A 15,093-nucleotide genomic window follows, 5' to 3' on the forward strand; every position below is an offset into this window, starting at 1 on the left:
GGCAGGGCAGAGGGGGGTAAGGCCGGAATGACGGAGGTGGGTGTGCGACCGCCCAGGAAATATTCCTGGGTACTATGCCGAACCTCACGCCTCCCCGATCCTCACGCCATTCCGATCAAAGACATGCAGCCTTTCCTGCGGGAAACCGACCCGCAGGGACTTGCCTGGCTGCAACAATGCCCGGTCTGATGAAAACAGCTTGAAGGGCAATCCATGCACGGTGAGGTGCAGGATGACGCCGAGGCCGGTCGGCTCGACCAGATCGACCGTCGCTTCCACACCGCCTTCAGCCGGCGCAACAGTGACATGTTCCGGGCGGATGCCGAGCGTGACCGGCTCGCCATCAGCGAGGTCCACTTCCCGGCCAAGCGCCAGACGCGTGCCGTCACCCAGCACGACGAAACTGCCGCCATTCTCCTGCACGAGCCGTCCTTCGAGGAAATTCATGCCGGGCGAACCGATGAAGCCGGCAACGAAGAGATTGGCGGGGCGGTCGTAAAGATCGAGCGGCGCGCCGATCTGCTGCACATGGCCGGCATTCATGGCGACGATACGCGAGGCAAGCGTCATCGCCTCGATCTGGTCATGGGTGACGTAAACCGAGGTTGCGCCAAGATCGGCATGCATGCGTTTGATCTCGGCCCGCATCTGCTCGCGCAGCCGGGCATCGAGGTTGGACAGCGGCTCATCGAACAGGAAGGCCTTTGGCTGGCGCACGATGGCGCGGCCCATGGCGACGCGCTGGCGCTGGCCACCGGAGAGCGCCTTCGGGCGGCGGGCGAGATAGGGATCGAGGCCAAGTTTCGCGGAAGCACCGGCCACCGCCGTAGCGATGGTTTCTTTCGGGCTGCGGCGCAGGCGCAGGCTATAGCTCATATTGTCGGCGACGCTCATATGCGGATAGAGCGCATAGGACTGGAACACCATGGCGATATCGCGATCCTTCGGCCGGCGATCATTGACACGTTCACCGTCGATGGACAGGTCGCCGGATGTTATCTCTTCAAGGCCGGCGATCATGCGCAGCAGCGTCGATTTTCCGCAGCCGGAGGGGCCGACGAGGACGATGAACTCGCCATCCCTGATATCAAGATCGACGCCATGCAGCACGGCGAGGTCGCCATAGGTCTTGCCGACATTCTTCAGCTCGATGGAAGCCATGGGATTATCCTTTCACCGCGCCGGCCGTCAGGCCCTGCACGAGATAACGTTGAATGAGCAGGAAGAAGAGGCAGGCCGGAATGAGCGCCAGAACGCCCGCCGCCATCATCTGCCCGAAATCGACGGAGAATTTCGAAACGAAGGTCAGAAGGCCAACCGGGAAGGTGGCGCTCTGGTTGCCGGAAATCAGCATCAGCGCAAACAGAAGCTCGCTCCACGCGGCGGTGAAGACGAAACCGAGCGTCGCGGCGATGCCCGGCAGCGTCAGCGGCAGGATGATCTGGCGGAAGGCCGTAAACCGGCTTGCCCCGTCGATCATCGCCGCCTCTTCCAGATCCTTCGGAATGCCATCGAAGAACGACTGCATCAGGAAGGTGGCAAAAGGCACGTTGAAGGCGGTGTAGACGATGACGAGGCCCGTCAGGCTGTTGGTGAGGCCGAGGGGCGACAGCATCTTGAAGATCGGCGCGACCAGCATGACCAGCGGGAACATCTGGGTGATCAGCATCAGCGCCACGATCCAGTATTTGCCCTTGAAACGGAAGCGCGACAGCGCGTAACCCGAGAGCGAAGAAAGTATCGTCACGGCAATTGCCGTGGAGCCCGCGACGATGACGCTGTTCTTAAAAAACGTCGGTAAGGCACTGTTTTCAATGACGAAACGATAATGATCCAATGTCGCATGCGATGGCCACATCCTCACACCTTCGCTATAGAGCAGATCATTCGGCGTCACGGACACCTTGAGCAGCCAGAACAGTGGGAACAGTGCAAAGGCGATATAGGCAAGGATCGCCAGACGATGGGCAAGGGTGAGAAATATCCTTGAGGTCATCGGTCAGTCCTTCTCGATCAGGCGCTGGCGCAGCAGCACGATCAGCATGGAATAGGCAAGCAGCAGCACCAGCAGCACCAGCGCGATGGCCGAGGCATAACCGAAATCCAGACGCCGGAAGGCCTGGGTGAAGATGTAGCTGGCGACGATCTGCGTGCGGTCCGCCGGCCCGCCATTGGTCATGACGATGATGAGATCGGCGAAATTGGCGATCCAGACGGTGCGCAGCAGGATGGTGATGGCGATGGTGGGCGCCAGAAACGGCAGGGTGATGGAGGTGAAGCGCTGCAGCGGGTTTGCCCCGTCGATTTCCGCCGCCTCGTAAAGATCGCGCGGGATGGCCTGAAGTGCCGCAAGCAAAGTGATGGCGAAGAAGGGAATGCCCCACCAGACATTGGCGATGATCGGCCCCCACATGGCAAGCTGCGGATCGGCGAGGATATTGTTGGGCGCCGATAACAGCCCGAGCGAGACCATCCAGTGCGGCAGCGGCCCGATGACCGGGTTGAACAGCCAGGCCCAGTTGAGACCGGCAAGGAAGGTCGGCACGGCCCATGGCAGGAACACCAGCGCCTGCGCCAGCCCCCTGCCCGCAAAGGGCTTATCCAGCAGCAGCGCCAGAATGAGGCCGAAGAAGAATTGCAGGAAAACCGAAGCGCCGGTCCACCACAGCGTATTTTTCAGCGCCCGGTAAAAGGCCGCATCCTGCGACAGCGCCTCCAGATGTTTGAGGCCAACAAAACCGCCGGAAAACGGATTGAGCAGCTGCACATCGCGAAAGGCATAGGAAAGGCCAAGCACCAGCGGCACCAGCATGACGGCGACGATGAGCACCAGCACGGGCGCGCTGTAAAGCCACGGTTCGGCCCAATCGGCAAACCGCCGAATCGCAGGCTTGCCGGCCGGTTTGCGCGCAGCCACCGGCCCGGCGCCATGGGCATAGGACATTGTATCGCTCCCTGATCGGACGATGGAACGGACAGGTTTTCCAGCCTCCCGGCTTACCGATCCGAAAAATTGCGAGGAAAAGGCCTGTCGCAGTGAAGGCCGGCAAGACCCGCCGCACGGGCATTTGCGCCCGCGCAGCCGGTCAATGTCGTTACTTCGAGGCCAGGAACTTCTGCTGCGCCTTGGTCATGTAATCAGCCCATTGCTTGGCAAGGTCTTCCGGCGTGATGTCGCCGAGCAGCGCTTCCTGCGATGTCTTGATCACAAGCGAATCCTTGAAGAAGGCGAATTCCTCAAGATAGGTCGGCATCGTCGTCGGCACGGCGTTCTTGTCGGCCAGTTCGTCGAACCAGCCCTTGAACTGCTCGCTGGCATAGAAGGGGTCCTTCTCCGCCGACTTGTGCACCGGCAGCGCACCGGTCTTCTTGTTCCACTCGATATTGCCTTCCGGCCCTTCAAGCGTCTCGATCAGCTTCCAGGAAAGGTCCTTGTTTTCGGATTTCGACATCATCGACCAGCCGGCGAAGCCGATCGTCGGGAAGGTCTTGCCGTCAGGTCCCTTGGGCATGGTCATGACGCCGAAATCTTCCGGCTTCATGCGCTGGGCAATGGCGATCAGCGCATCCGGGTCCTGATCGAGGAAAGCGCAGGTGCCGGAATAAAAGCCAGCGACGATCTCGTTGAAGCCCCAGTTGACGCTGTCCTTCGGCGCGTAACCGTTCTTGTAGAGATCGATCACATAGGTCAGGCCCTTCACCCAGCCGGGGCTGTCGAAGGTGGAGGTGCCGTCCTTGGTGAAGAACTCGTTCGAACCGGCCATGGATGCGCCGAACATGACCCAGCCGTTAAGGCCGCCCGGGCCGCCGCGCAGGCAGTAGCCGGATTTGCCGGGAAGGGCTGCGACCTTCTTGGACGCATCGGCAAATTCCTCGAGGGTCTTCGGCGGCTCCTTCACGCCGGCTTCGGCCAGCAGTTTCTTGTTGTAGAACATGGCGCGCAGGTAGAAACCATAGGGCAGCATATAGGCCGTGTCCTTGACATCGCGGCCGAGTTCGAGCGTGCGCTCGCTCAGGCCCGCGGTGTGCTCCCATTTGGCAAGATAGGGCTCAAGGCTCTCCAGCATGCCGTTATTGGCATAAAGCGACAGCCATGTGTCGGGCATTTCCATCACGTCAGGCACATCGCCGGCCGAGACCATGGTGGCGAATTTCTGGAAGGCTTCGCTCCACGGCAGGGAGATGATTTCCACCTTGGTGCCGGGATTGGCAGCCTCGAATTTCGAGACGATGCCCTTCAGCGTTTCCGTCCGCTCGGGACTTGTGATGACCTCGACCAGTTTCAAGGTCGTGTCCGCCAGCGCCGTTCCGGTCATCAGGGCGGTGAAGATTGCTGCTGTTACCAGTTTTTTCATGTCGTTCTCCCCTTTTTTGTCGTCAGTTTAAAGACGCGTCAGGCGGCGGAGGCCGCCTTGATCGCGGGTTCGAGATCGTTCCAGAGGGCTTCCGTGCCCTCCAGCCCGACATGCAGGCGCACCGAACGCGCGCTGATGCCGAAGGTGTGGGCGGAGTTTGGCTGCGCCTTCTGTTCGAGCACCACTTCGCCGGGGACGATCAGGCTTTCATGCCCGCCCCAGGAAACACCCAGTTTGAAAAGCTTGAGGCGGTCGGCAAAAGCTCGCACATCCACCCCTTCCCTAAAGATGAAGGAAAACAGGCCCGAGGTGCCGTGAAGGCCGGGCGGCAGGCGGTTCGCCAGCCCCGGATGGCAGACCTTCTCCACCACATCCAGCGCCTGCAGGCGGGTAGCGATCTCAAGCGCCGAGGCCTGATGCGCCTTCATGCGCAACGGCAGGGTGCGAAGCCCGCGAATGAGCAGCCAGGCATCGAAGGGCGACATCTTGCCGCCGAGATAGGGATAGGTTTCCGCCCGGATGCGGTCGATCATCGCCTTCGAACCGGCCACCACGCCGGAGACCACATCGCTGTGACCGCCGAGATATTTCGAGGCCGAATGCACGACGAGATCGACGCCGAGCGAGATCGGCTGCTGGAAGACCGGGCTTGCCCAGGAATTGTCGATGACGGTGACGGCGCCATGCCGCTTGCCGATGGCGGCCAGCGCACCGACATCATGGGCTTCCATCACCCAGCTCGTCGGGCTTTCCATGTAAAACAGCTTTGCGCCCGGCATCGCCTTTTCAACCGCCGCCTCATCGCGGCCGTCGACATAGGTCACTTCGATATTCATGCGCTGCATGAAGGTGCCGAACAGGCGGAATGCATCGGGATAGACATGGCGCACGGCGACGATCCGGTCGCCCGGCGAAACGAAGGACAGCACGGTGGAGGAAATGGCCGACATGCCGCTTGCAAAACCGAGCGCATCTTCGGCACCTTCCAGCTTCGCCAGCATCTCCTCAAACAGCCGCACGGTGGGGTTCAGCCCGCGCGTATAGACCGGCCGCACCTTTTCGCCGCGATAGGTGGAGACCATCTCGTCATAGCTGGAAAAGGTGAAAAGCGAGGTCTGTACGATGGGCGGCACCACGGCTTCGAAGGCGTGGGCCTCGTCATGCGCAACGATAAATGAGGCGGGATCGAAGAGATCGTTGCCATGGTTCATTTCGACATGTCCTTGATATCCTCCTCGACGACGGCGAGGATTTTCAGTGTTTCTTCACGGGCGGTCTCGGCATCACCGGCGGCGATGGCATTGAACAGCGTGCGGTGAAAGGGAAAGGAGCGACCGGCGAAATCCGGGCGGTCGAACGGCTTCGACCAGAAGCGTTCGAAACCTTCGCGCATCTGCTCCAGAAGCTGCTTGAACAGCGTATTATGGGTCGCGTCGTAGATCGACAGATGGAAGGCAAGGTCGGCCTTGCCGGAGGTTCCCTCGGCCAGATGCACCCGCTCCATCTCGTCAAGCCGCGCTTCCATCGTGGCGATATCGTCTGCCGTGCGGCGGCGCGCAGCCGCCATGGAGGCTTCCACCTCTATGCCGCGCCGCACTTCCAGCGTCATCAGCAGCGCATCGCGCAGGCTTTCGGCATCGATGGAAATCGGCATATGCACGGTGGCGGCGGAAATTGGCTTCAGCAGGTAATTGCCGCTGCCCTTGCGGCTGTCGATGACACCGAGCGCCTGAAACTTGCGGATGACTTCGCGAATGGTTGAGCGGCCAACACCCAGAGCCACCATCAGTTCGCGTTCAGCGGGAAGCCGGTCTCCGGCCTTCAGCCCTGCCCTCTCGACATAGTCGGAAAGCGCTGCCTCGACCTGGCGCACGCGGTCGCTCGGCGGAATCGGCTGCATGAGTTCCCGGCTGGACCTGTCCAAGACGTACCCTCTAAATTGGTCTGACATCTTACCATTTCAAACGGGATGTCAATTGTCAACCGGCAAGGCGGCCGTGCCTGCGCACCATTCGGCTGGAGTCGCGAAAGAGTACCGGCGCAACCGCTCGATACGGAAAAAGGTCCAGACGGGGATGGCTGAAGTGAAGGGATTGACGCGCCGAGTCACGGCGACGGACGGCCGCCGGCTAAAGTACCTTCGCGCGGGCCACTCCACGCGCCAAAGCATCGGCATGCTCGTTGCCGGCAGTGCCGGAATGCCCTTTGCACCATTCTACAACCACATGGGGATGCCGCTCCAGCAGGCTGTCGAGCTGCTGCCAGATTTCCCTGTCGGGGATCGGTCTTCGACGGGTGCGCTGGTTGGGCGTGATCCGCTTCCAGCCGTTGTTGCGCCAGATCGCCCTGTATCGGCGGCAGCCTTCGATGACATGAACGGCATCCGTCCAGAGCGTGACTGACCGCGTTGGCGCTTCGGCGACGACCCACGACATTGCATTGAGGACGGCGAGGACTTCGAAAGTATTGTTGGATGCGCCGACAGTCCTGCCTGAAGCGGAATGGACTTGGTGGCCCGCTTCATGAACCACGAACGCCCATCCTCCGGATCCGGAGGCATCGTCGAAGGAGCCGTCAGTGAAGATGTGAAGCGCATCGGACATGAGGAGGCGTTTTAGCACCAATATGGAAATCGCTAAAGGAGGAGTTCCAGGGCCGTTGCATTAACACAAAAGCAGAGAGGGCGGCACAGGCCACCCTCCCCGAACTCGCAGCGATATGGTCAAACTTACTGGCCGAGCACAGCCGCCGTGATCGTCTCGATATTGTGGTTGATCATGTCGATATAGGTCGCAGCCGGGCCGTCAGCGGTCGAAAGCGCGTCGGAATAGAGCGTGCCGCCAACCTTCAGGCCGGTTTCGCTGGCGATCTGGTCGATCAGCCGCTTGTCCGTGATGTTTTCGACGAAGATCGCCGAGGCCTTATCGTGCTTCACCTGATCCACCAGCTTGGCGACATCGGCGGCCGAGGCTTCGGATTCCGTCGAAACGCCTTCAGGTGCGAGGAAATTCAGGCCATAGGCATGCTCGAAATAACCGAAGGCGTCATGCGAGGTGATGATGACGCGCTTTTCCGGCGGGATGGCGGCAATCTCGGTCTTCACCTTCTCGTTCAGAGCGGCAAGCTTGGCGATATAGGCTTCCGAATTGGCAGTGTATGTGGCGCAACCGGCCTTGTCGACCTCGCAAAATGCGCCGGCAATATTCTTCACATAGATTTCCGCGTTCCTGATCGACTGCCAGGCATGCGGGTCGAATTCACCATGATGGTGATGTCCTTCATGGCCGTGGTCGTGATCATGGGCCTCGGCGGTCTCATGGCTGTGGCCGGCTTCTTCTGCCTTGTGGTCATGACCTTCCTCTTCCTCGGCTTCCGGATGGGCGTGACCGGCCGGCTCTTCGGAAAGCTTGAGCGGCTCCACATCCTTGGTCAGTTCCACCACCGGCGCCTTGGTGCCGCTGGTGTCGATCAGCCGCTTCAGGAAGCCTTCGAATTCCAGACCGTTGACCAGCACCACATCCGCCTTGCTGACGGCGACGGCATCGGCCGGGCGGGGTTCATAGACATGGGCGTCGCCATCCGGCCCGACCAGCGTGGTGATTTCGACACGGTCGCCGCCGACGTTTTTCGCGAAATCGGCGATGATCGAGAAACTGGCAACGACCTTGAGTTCGGCGGCGGACGCCTGAGCCATCAGAACCGGGGAGAGGGAAAGAAGGCTGACGCCGGTGGCCAGACGGAGGGTTTTGAACATGAAGGTTCTCCTTTTTCGAACGCTGTTTTCAGGCCGTCCTGTGACGGCCGGAACCGAGAAGATCGCTGAGCACGCCGCGCGTGCCGATGAGGATGGAGAGCGCATAAATGACGCCCGCGGAAAGGATGATCGCCGGGCCGGATGGTAGCGACGCGTGATAGGACAAAAGCAGGCCGGTAAAGCAGGACACCATGCCGATCCCGATGGAAATGAAGCACATGGGTGCGACACGGTTGGACCAGAAGCGGCTGGCGGCGGCGGGCAGCATCATCAGCCCGACGGAGAGCAACGTTCCCAGCGCCTGAAAGCCGCCGACCAGATTGAGCACGACGATGGCAAGGAAGAGGAAATGCACCGGGCTGCCCCAGTTGCTGACCGAGCGCAGGAACAGGGGGTCGAGGCATTCCGCCAGCAGCGCCCGCCAGAAGGTCATCATCACCAGAAGCGTCACGATGCAGATGCCGCCGATCAGGCCGAGCGCCTCATTGTTCAGCGCCAGCACGGTGCCGAACAGCACATGCATCAGATCGACGCTGGAACCGCGCCATGAGACGAGCAGCACGCCGAGCGCCAGCGAGATAAGATAAAAGGCCGCAAGCGACGCATCTTCCTTCTGGATCGTGAAGCGTGACACAGCGCCTGCACCCAGCGCGACCAGAAGGCCGACGGCCAGCCCGCCAATGGTCATGGGCAGGATTTCCAACCCGTAGAACAGAAACCCGACCGCTGCCCCCGGCAGGATGGCGTGAGACATGGCGTCGCCCGTCAGGCTCATGCGGCGCAGCATCAGAAACACACCGACCGGGCCACAGCTGACGGCAAGGATCAGCGCACCGGCAAGTGCACGCTGCATGAAGACATACTGGACGAAGGGTTGGATGAAGATATCAGCCATGGACATTCGAATTCGCGTGGGAGTGAGCATGGGAATGGGCGGATGCCGCTTGCGGATTTGCTCCGACGGTCTGCAGCGAAGGCGCTTCGGCCGGCTCGCACCAGGGCGCATTTTCCTCCCACGCCTCGTGGAAATGCCGCGCCTGCCGGATGTTCTCCGCCTTCAGAACTTCGGCCGTGGGACCAAGGCCGACAAGCTTTCGGGCAAGGAACAGGGTCTCCGGAAAATGCTGCCGCACGAGCTGGAAATCATGAAGGACGGCCAGAACCGTGCGTCCTTCCGCCACCCATGATTTGATCAGGACCATAAGGTCGGAAACGGTGCGCTCGTCGACGGCGTTGAAGGGTTCGTCGAGCAGGATCAGCTGCGCATCCTGCAACATGGCGCGGGCAAAAAGGGCGCGCTGCATCTGCCCGCCGGACAGCGAGTCGATATTGCGCCTTTCAAAACCGGAAAGCCCGACCGCCTCCATCACGCGGCCCATCGCCGCCCGGTCTTCGGGACGGTGGCGGCCAAGCAGGCCGCGTTTCGGCCAGAGACCAAGCGCCACCAGATCCCGCACCTGCGCCGGAAAGGAGCGGTCGAGTTCCGATTGCTGCGGCAGATAAGCGACGGACAGATCTGGGCTTACCCGGCATTCGCCGCCGAGCGGCTTCAAAATGCCGGCAATGCCTTTCATCAACGTCGATTTTCCAGAGCCATTGGCGCCGACCACCGCAGTGAGCGAGCCTCTGGCGATATCGCCATTCAGATGATGCACGGCCGCGCGGCCGGCATATCCAAGCGTCAGGTTTTTGAAGGCGAGGCACGGATCGCTCATCGATCCCTCCGGGGCAGGATGTCATTCGATGGCCCTTGATATGTAATGTTATTACATTCGTCAAACGAATATGTAATGAAATAACATTAACTATCGGAAAGATACGTTGCGCTTCGCATAAGGCCGCCGCTCCCGCATTGCGGGACGTTTTTTTCTGTCGCCCGTTGACAGGCGGTCAATATGTAATGTTATTACGTTACAAAACAAAGATGGGGCAGCACCGAACCCGTCATTTCCAGATCGTGTGCGTGGCCGCCATGAGGTCCACGCGAGCTTTGCCAAAGAACGAGGTCCATATGTCGCAAAAACTTCCCGTCACCGTGCTTTCCGGCTTTCTCGGCGCCGGCAAGACGACGCTTCTCAACCATATTCTCGCCAATCGCGATGGCCTGCGCGTGGCGTTGATCGTCAATGACATGAGCGAGATCAATATCGACGCCGCACTGGTGCGCGATGGCGGCGCCAATCTCTCCCGCACGGAAGAGCAATTGGTGGAAATGACCAATGGCTGCATCTGTTGCACGCTGCGCGACGACCTCCTGACGGAGGTGCGGGCGCTGGCCGAACAGGGCCGCTTCGATTACCTGCTGATCGAATCCACCGGCATCGCCGAGCCGCTTCCGGTGGCCGCGACCTTCGATTTTCGCGATGAAAACGGCCGCAGCCTTTCCGATGTCGCGCGTCTCGACACCATGGTGACGGTGGTGGATGCCGCCAATCTTCTCAACGATTACGGCTCGTCCGATTTTCTGGCCGACCGGGGCGAAACGGCGGGCGATGGCGACAACCGCACCATCGTCGACCTTCTGGTGGAGCAGATCGAATTTGCCGATGTCGTCGTCCTCAACAAGATCGGCACCGCGACGCCGGAGGAGCGGGACGCCGCCCGCAAGATCATCGTCGGGCTGAACCCGGATGCGAAACTCATCGAGGCCGATTTCGGCAAGGTGGCGCTGAATGAGGTTCTCGGCACCGGCCGTTTCGATTTCGCCAGGGCCGAAGAACACCCCCTGTGGTTCAAGGAATTGCACGGCTTCAAGGACCACATTCCCGAAACCGAGGAATATGGCATCCGCTCCTTCGTTTACCGCGCCCAAAAACCCTTCGACCCCGTGCTGTTCCAGCGCTTCATCGACCGCGCCTGGCCAGGCGTGGTGCGCGCCAAGGGCTTTTTCTGGCTGGCGACGCGTCCGCGTTATGTCGGCGAGATCAGCCAGGCCGGCGCGTTGGTGCGCACCGGCAAGATGGGCCTGTGGTGGTCCGCCGTGCCGAAGGAGCAATGGCCGCGCGAAAAGCAGTTCCTCGATATGATGAAGCCATATCTCGATCCGGTTTTCGGCGACCGCCGGCAGGAAATCGTCTTCATCGGCTCCGATCCGATGAACGAGGCGCGCATCCGCGCCCAGCTTGACGCCTGCCTGATCGATACCGAGGCATTCACACCGGATGCATGGCGGCACCTGCCCGATCCTTTCGCAAGCTGGGACAGGCAGGCGGCTTGATCGATAGCTACCGATGCGAAGCATATGTAAACCGTCACCCCGGACTAGGTCCGGGGTCCAGCGCGATCAAGTCTTTGATCGCGAGAGACTCTTTTCACGGCGCAGACGCGCCGTGGCTGGATGCCGGATCCAGTCCGGCATGACGGAGGAGAGGCTTTATAGAAAATTCAGCGTCACCAGCGCCAGAACGAGATAACGCCCCACCTTGGCGATGGTGACCAGCAGCAGGAAGACCGGCAGCGGTTCCTTCATGATGCCGGCCGCGACCGTCAGCGGATCGCCGATCAGCGGCGCCCAGCTGAGCAGCAGGGACCATTTGCCATAGTGCCGATACCAGTTCTGGGCGCGCTCCAGCGCCGCCTCCCCGACCGGAAACCAGCGTTCATGCCGAAAGCGCTCGATGCCGCAGCCGAGCAGCCAGTTGACGAAGGAGCCGGCGACATTGCCGGCGCTGGCCACGGCGACCAGCAGCCAGACGGGCTGTGATTTCAGAAGAATGAGGCCAGCCAGTGCGGCCTCCGACTGCATGGGCAGAATGGTCGCCGCGATAAACGCCGTCAGGAACAAACCCGCATATACCGCCAGATCGGCCATTGCCCGCCCTTTATCATCCGCGAATCTCACGGTCTTGCCGAAGTGCCGGAAGACGCTCTTGCCGTCAAGCGGGCGATATTTCACACGGCCTTACGGCACATCGGCGGCAATGGCCCCGAGGATATCATGGCGGGCTACATCCAGCAGCGCCTTGTGAACCGACAATTGCCGGGTACTGCCGGATGCGGACAGAATGAGGATCACGGTTTCCTTCGGCGGGCAATTCGGCAACGCGCAGGCGATCTCGTGGACGGAAACAATGTCGTCTTCTGAAAGAAACAGCAGTTCCCGCGTCCAGTCCTTCATGATGCGGGCCTGCGAGACGATCGCAGAGCCGCTGCGCGCAAGCGGATTCGTTTTTAGCGTCATCGGAATACCTTTCGCCCCGCCTGCGCGGCCAATGTGTCGAAGAGAGCGCGGATCGGCTGCTGCGGCATATCCATGCCGATCAGCACGATGCGCGTGGAACGATTGCCATCCGGCCAGCGCTCCAGCCGGGTCAATGGATAAAGCCGATGCTGCACCGCGTGCGCGACAACCGGCCGCTCCGGGTCATCGGTCGCGTCGAAAACTCCCTTGAGCCGCAGCAGGCCGGAATGCACATTGCTGGTGACGAGCTCCAGAAAAGTGACAATCGCCTGCGGATCGAAAGCGCCGTCAAAGGTAAGATCGAAAGCCTCGACCCCGACGCCATGGCGATTGATATCGTGCCGATGGGTGGCATGAAGGCTCAGCCTGTCGGCCGCAAGCCACCCCGGCGCATCCTCCGGCTTGCCGCGCAGCGAATAATCCGCGGCTGCAAATAACGACATCAAGTCGAAGTCGGCCGCATTGCGATCATGGAACGAGGCCGCAGGATTGAGATCGGCGAGGCTTTCGCGGTCCACGGCCGCAGCATCGACAAGATCGGTTTTCGTCAGAACGATATGGTCGGCAAAGGCAAGCTGTTTCCAGCCTTCGATAAAGCTGTCGAGCATCGCGGGGCCGGAGACAACGTCGAAAACCGTGACCACGCCTGAAAGGTGGAAATGCCGGGCCACGATGTGATCGCGCAGGCCAAGAGCCGGCGTGCCGCCGGCGATCAGGCTGTTGATGATCGGCGCGGGATCGGCAAGGCCGGTGGTTTCGATGACGACCCGCGATACTTCCGGCATCATCCCTTCCAGAAAGGCCTGATGCAGCTCGTAAAGCGAGGTGCGGATATCGCTGGTGGCCGTGCAGCAGATGCAGCCCGTCGTCGTTCTGAAATATCGTTCAGAACCCGTTCGCACCAGACCGTGATCGATGGGCACCGAGCCGAATTCATTGACGATGACCGCGGCATCGCGCATGGCCGGCTCAGTCAGAAGCGCGTTCAGCAACGTCGTCTTGCCCGCCCCCAGAAAACCGGTCAGCAGGGTAACCGGCACCGTGCGGACAGGTGGCGCGACGGCCGAATCCTGCCTGGAATCGACCGCCTTTTTCCGCTTCATTCCGAACACATCCGCACCTTCGACATCCATAAATTCAACGCACCATAATACGTAATGTAATAACATATCAATGGCGATTGTTGGATTTCGGCGGGAGTCAATCTCGCGCCCGCACGCCGCCAACGGCAGGGCGCATGAAAAAACCATGGAACGAAGGAAATGGAATAATAAATCCGTTTCCTTCACTTTCGTTTTAATCGTTCCACGTTCTCTTGCATTTTCGTTAGAGTTCGCTTTTAATCAGATCGCTAATACAGAAAAGATCGCCCGCAGCCGGATCGAGGAGGATAGGCTGCAATAAGGGGCTGTATCTTTTACTGTTTTCATAACGGGAGGAATGACCTTGAAAAAACTCAGCTACCGCCTCGCCGCGGCATCCGCGCTTTCGTTTTTTGTCACATCGAATGCATATGCAGTAACGGACATTCAGTGGTGGCACGCCATGACCGGCGCCAATAACGAGGTCGTGGATACGCTTGCCAAAGAGTTCAACGACAGCCAGAAAGAATACAAGATCACGCCCGTCTTCAAGGGCACCTATCCGGAAACGCTGAATGCCGGCATTGCGGCGTTCCGCGCCAAGCAGCCGCCGGCGATCATTCAGGTCTTCGATGCCGGTTCGGGCGTGATGATGGGGGCTGCCGGCGCCATCAAGCCGGTGGCGGACGTGCTGAAGGAAGGCGGCTACACCTTTAACAAGGATGAGTATCTGGCCGGCATCGTCGCCTATTATTCCAAGCCTGACGGCACCATGCTGTCCTTCCCTTACAATTCGTCCTCGCCGATCCTTTATTACAACAAGGATGTCTTCCAGAAGGCCGGCCTTGATGCCGCCAACCCGCCGAAGACCTGGCCGGAAGTTTTCGAAGCCGCCAAGAAGATCAAGACCAGCGGTGCGGCCCAGTGCGGCTTCACCTCCACCTGGCTCACCTGGATCCAGACCGAAAACTTCGCCGCCTGGAACAACGTATCCTACGGCAGCAATGAAAACGGCCTTGGCGGCACGGATGTGAAGCTTGCGGTCAATGCGCCGCTCTTCGTCGAGCATTTCCAGGCGATTGCCGATCTCGCGAAAGACGGCACCTTCCGTTATGGCGGCCGCACCTCGGAAGCCAAGCAGCTGTTCATGTCCGGCGAATGCGGCATCCTGACCGAATCCTCCGGCGGCCTTGGCGATATCGTCAAGACCGGCATGAATTACGGCATCGGCCAGCTGCCCTATTATGAGGGCCATGGTCCGCAGAACACCATTCCCGGCGGCGCCAGCCTCTGGGTCTTCGGCGGCAAGAGCGACGCCGAATATAAGGGCGTGGCCGAATTCTTCCACTTCCTCTCCCAGACCAAGATCCAGGCGCGCCTGCATCAGGTCTCCGGCTATATGCCCGTGACCATCGCGGCCTATGAGGAAACCAAGAAATCCGGCTTCTATGACAAGAACCCCGCCCGTGAAACGCCGCTCTTGCAGATGATGGGCAAGCCGCCGACAGAAAACTCCAAGGGCGTGCGTCTCGTGAACCTGCCGCAGGTGCGCGACATCATGAATGAAGAGTTCGAGGCGATGCTGGCCGGCAAGCAGGACGCGAAAGCGGCGCTCGACAAGATCGTCGAGCGCGGCGATGCGGCCATCAAACAGGCTGCCGGCAACTAGGAGATCCCCTGCCCCGCCCGCATCCTCGACAGGGTGCGGGCGGCATTCCCATC

The 15,093-nt window shown here is 60.5% G+C and carries 15 protein-coding genes; 2 read left to right on the forward strand and 13 right to left on the reverse strand.

The annotated features are described in order from the left end of the window. Positions 1–84: 84 nt before the first annotated feature. The 10 genes from ugpC to aztA all read right to left on the reverse strand — a co-directional run bounded on the left by ugpC (position 85) and on the right by aztA (position 9,824). Positions 85–1,161: a sn-glycerol-3-phosphate ABC transporter ATP-binding protein UgpC gene (gene ugpC / locus EM858_RS22710; RefSeq protein WP_127758033.1), complete on the reverse strand. Its 1,077-nt coding sequence runs from the start codon at positions 1,159–1,161 to the stop codon at positions 85–87. Between the two features lie 4 nt (positions 1,162–1,165). After that, positions 1,166–1,996, reverse strand: a complete 831-nt coding sequence (locus EM858_RS22715) for a carbohydrate ABC transporter permease (RefSeq protein WP_127758034.1) — start codon at positions 1,994–1,996, stop codon at positions 1,166–1,168. A 3-nt stretch (positions 1,997–1,999) separates the two neighbouring features. Then, complete coding sequence (locus EM858_RS22720; protein WP_127758035.1) at positions 2,000–2,944, reverse strand: sugar ABC transporter permease; 945 nt, start codon at positions 2,942–2,944, stop codon at positions 2,000–2,002. Between the two features lie 151 nt (positions 2,945–3,095). Continuing rightward, on the reverse strand, positions 3,096–4,355 hold the full coding sequence (locus EM858_RS22725) for a sugar ABC transporter substrate-binding protein (protein WP_127758036.1): 1,260 nt from the start codon (positions 4,353–4,355) through the stop codon (positions 3,096–3,098). Positions 4,356–4,393: 38 nt separating this feature from the next. Further along, complete coding sequence (locus tag EM858_RS22730) at positions 4,394–5,566, reverse strand: PLP-dependent transferase (protein WP_065117691.1); 1,173 nt, start codon at positions 5,564–5,566, stop codon at positions 4,394–4,396. Beyond that, complete coding sequence (locus EM858_RS22735; RefSeq protein WP_161991439.1) at positions 5,563–6,255, reverse strand: FadR/GntR family transcriptional regulator; 693 nt, start codon at positions 6,253–6,255, stop codon at positions 5,563–5,565. The genes EM858_RS22730 and EM858_RS22735 overlap by 4 nt, the downstream gene beginning before the upstream one ends. Positions 6,256–6,484: 229 nt before the next feature. Next, positions 6,485–6,958: a ribonuclease HI gene (locus tag EM858_RS22740; protein WP_127758038.1), complete on the reverse strand. Its 474-nt coding sequence runs from the start codon at positions 6,956–6,958 to the stop codon at positions 6,485–6,487. A gap of 125 nt (positions 6,959–7,083) precedes the next feature. Then, positions 7,084–8,109 (reverse strand): zinc ABC transporter substrate-binding protein AztC, encoded by a 1,026-nt coding sequence (aztC, locus tag EM858_RS22745; protein ID WP_127758039.1) that lies wholly within the window; start codon positions 8,107–8,109, stop codon positions 7,084–7,086. Between the two features lie 28 nt (positions 8,110–8,137). After that, the gene (aztB, locus tag EM858_RS22750) at positions 8,138–9,004 is read right to left on the reverse strand and encodes a zinc ABC transporter permease AztB (protein WP_127758040.1); all 867 of its coding nucleotides are present in this window, start codon (positions 9,002–9,004) and stop codon (positions 8,138–8,140) included. Continuing rightward, a complete protein-coding gene (gene aztA, locus EM858_RS22755; protein ID WP_127758041.1) occupies positions 8,997–9,824 on the reverse strand; it encodes a zinc ABC transporter ATP-binding protein AztA in 828 nt (275 codons plus the stop codon). The genes aztB and aztA overlap by 8 nt, the downstream gene beginning before the upstream one ends. A 296-nt stretch (positions 9,825–10,120) precedes the next feature. Between aztA and zigA the strand changes: the two genes are divergently transcribed. Next, complete coding sequence (gene zigA / locus EM858_RS22760) at positions 10,121–11,326, forward strand: zinc metallochaperone GTPase ZigA (protein ID WP_080820728.1); 1,206 nt, start codon at positions 10,121–10,123, stop codon at positions 11,324–11,326. 156 nt (positions 11,327–11,482) lie between these two features. On the opposite strand, the gene EM858_RS22765 is transcribed toward zigA, so the two are convergent. From EM858_RS22765 to EM858_RS22775, 3 genes are all read right to left on the reverse strand, one after another. Then, the gene (locus EM858_RS22765; protein ID WP_127758042.1) at positions 11,483–11,920 is read right to left on the reverse strand and encodes a YqaA family protein; all 438 of its coding nucleotides are present in this window, start codon (positions 11,918–11,920) and stop codon (positions 11,483–11,485) included. 90 nt (positions 11,921–12,010) lie between these two features. Further along, on the reverse strand, positions 12,011–12,289 hold the full coding sequence (locus EM858_RS22770) for a hypothetical protein (RefSeq protein ID WP_080820725.1): 279 nt from the start codon (positions 12,287–12,289) through the stop codon (positions 12,011–12,013). Continuing rightward, complete coding sequence (locus tag EM858_RS22775; protein ID WP_245483037.1) at positions 12,286–13,392, reverse strand: GTP-binding protein; 1,107 nt, start codon at positions 13,390–13,392, stop codon at positions 12,286–12,288. Before EM858_RS22775 ends, EM858_RS22770 begins: the two co-directional genes overlap by 4 nt. A 337-nt stretch (positions 13,393–13,729) precedes the next feature. Between EM858_RS22775 and ugpB the strand changes: the two genes are divergently transcribed. Beyond that, positions 13,730–15,040, forward strand: a complete 1,311-nt coding sequence (gene ugpB / locus EM858_RS22780; RefSeq protein ID WP_127758043.1) for a sn-glycerol-3-phosphate ABC transporter substrate-binding protein UgpB — start codon at positions 13,730–13,732, stop codon at positions 15,038–15,040. Positions 15,041–15,093 lie beyond the last annotated feature (53 nt).

Source organism: Agrobacterium sp. CNPSo 2736, from assembly GCF_004005385.1.
In the GTDB taxonomy this organism is placed as follows: domain Bacteria; phylum Pseudomonadota; class Alphaproteobacteria; order Rhizobiales; family Rhizobiaceae; genus Agrobacterium; species Agrobacterium leguminum.

Bases quoted from the DNA above. Each gene is read 5' to 3' on its own strand.
- ugpC (WP_127758033.1), bottom strand. From the start codon at position 1,161: ATGGCTTCCATCGAGCTGAAGAATGTCGGCAAGACCTATGGCGACCTC.
- EM858_RS22715 (WP_127758034.1), bottom strand. From the start codon at position 1,996: ATGACCTCAAGGATATTTCTCACCCTTGCCCATCGTCTGGCGATCCTT.
- EM858_RS22720 (WP_127758035.1), bottom strand. From the start codon at position 2,944: ATGTCCTATGCCCATGGCGCCGGGCCGGTGGCTGCGCGCAAACCGGCC.
- EM858_RS22725 (WP_127758036.1), bottom strand. From the start codon at position 4,355: ATGAAAAAACTGGTAACAGCAGCAATCTTCACCGCCCTGATGACCGGA.
- EM858_RS22730 (WP_065117691.1), bottom strand. From the start codon at position 5,566: ATGAACCATGGCAACGATCTCTTCGATCCCGCCTCATTTATCGTTGCG.
- EM858_RS22735 (WP_161991439.1), bottom strand. From the start codon at position 6,255: ATGCAGCCGATTCCGCCGAGCGACCGCGTGCGCCAGGTCGAGGCAGCG.
- EM858_RS22740 (WP_127758038.1), bottom strand. From the start codon at position 6,958: ATGTCCGATGCGCTTCACATCTTCACTGACGGCTCCTTCGACGATGCC.
- aztC (WP_127758039.1), bottom strand. From the start codon at position 8,109: ATGTTCAAAACCCTCCGTCTGGCCACCGGCGTCAGCCTTCTTTCCCTC.
- aztB (WP_127758040.1), bottom strand. From the start codon at position 9,004: ATGGCTGATATCTTCATCCAACCCTTCGTCCAGTATGTCTTCATGCAG.
- aztA (WP_127758041.1), bottom strand. From the start codon at position 9,824: ATGAGCGATCCGTGCCTCGCCTTCAAAAACCTGACGCTTGGATATGCC.
- zigA (WP_080820728.1), top strand. From the start codon at position 10,121: ATGTCGCAAAAACTTCCCGTCACCGTGCTTTCCGGCTTTCTCGGCGCC.
- EM858_RS22765 (WP_127758042.1), bottom strand. From the start codon at position 11,920: ATGGCCGATCTGGCGGTATATGCGGGTTTGTTCCTGACGGCGTTTATC.
- EM858_RS22770 (WP_080820725.1), bottom strand. From the start codon at position 12,289: ATGACGCTAAAAACGAATCCGCTTGCGCGCAGCGGCTCTGCGATCGTC.
- EM858_RS22775 (WP_245483037.1), bottom strand. From the start codon at position 13,392: ATGAAGCGGAAAAAGGCGGTCGATTCCAGGCAGGATTCGGCCGTCGCG.
- ugpB (WP_127758043.1), top strand. From the start codon at position 13,730: ATGACCTTGAAAAAACTCAGCTACCGCCTCGCCGCGGCATCCGCGCTT.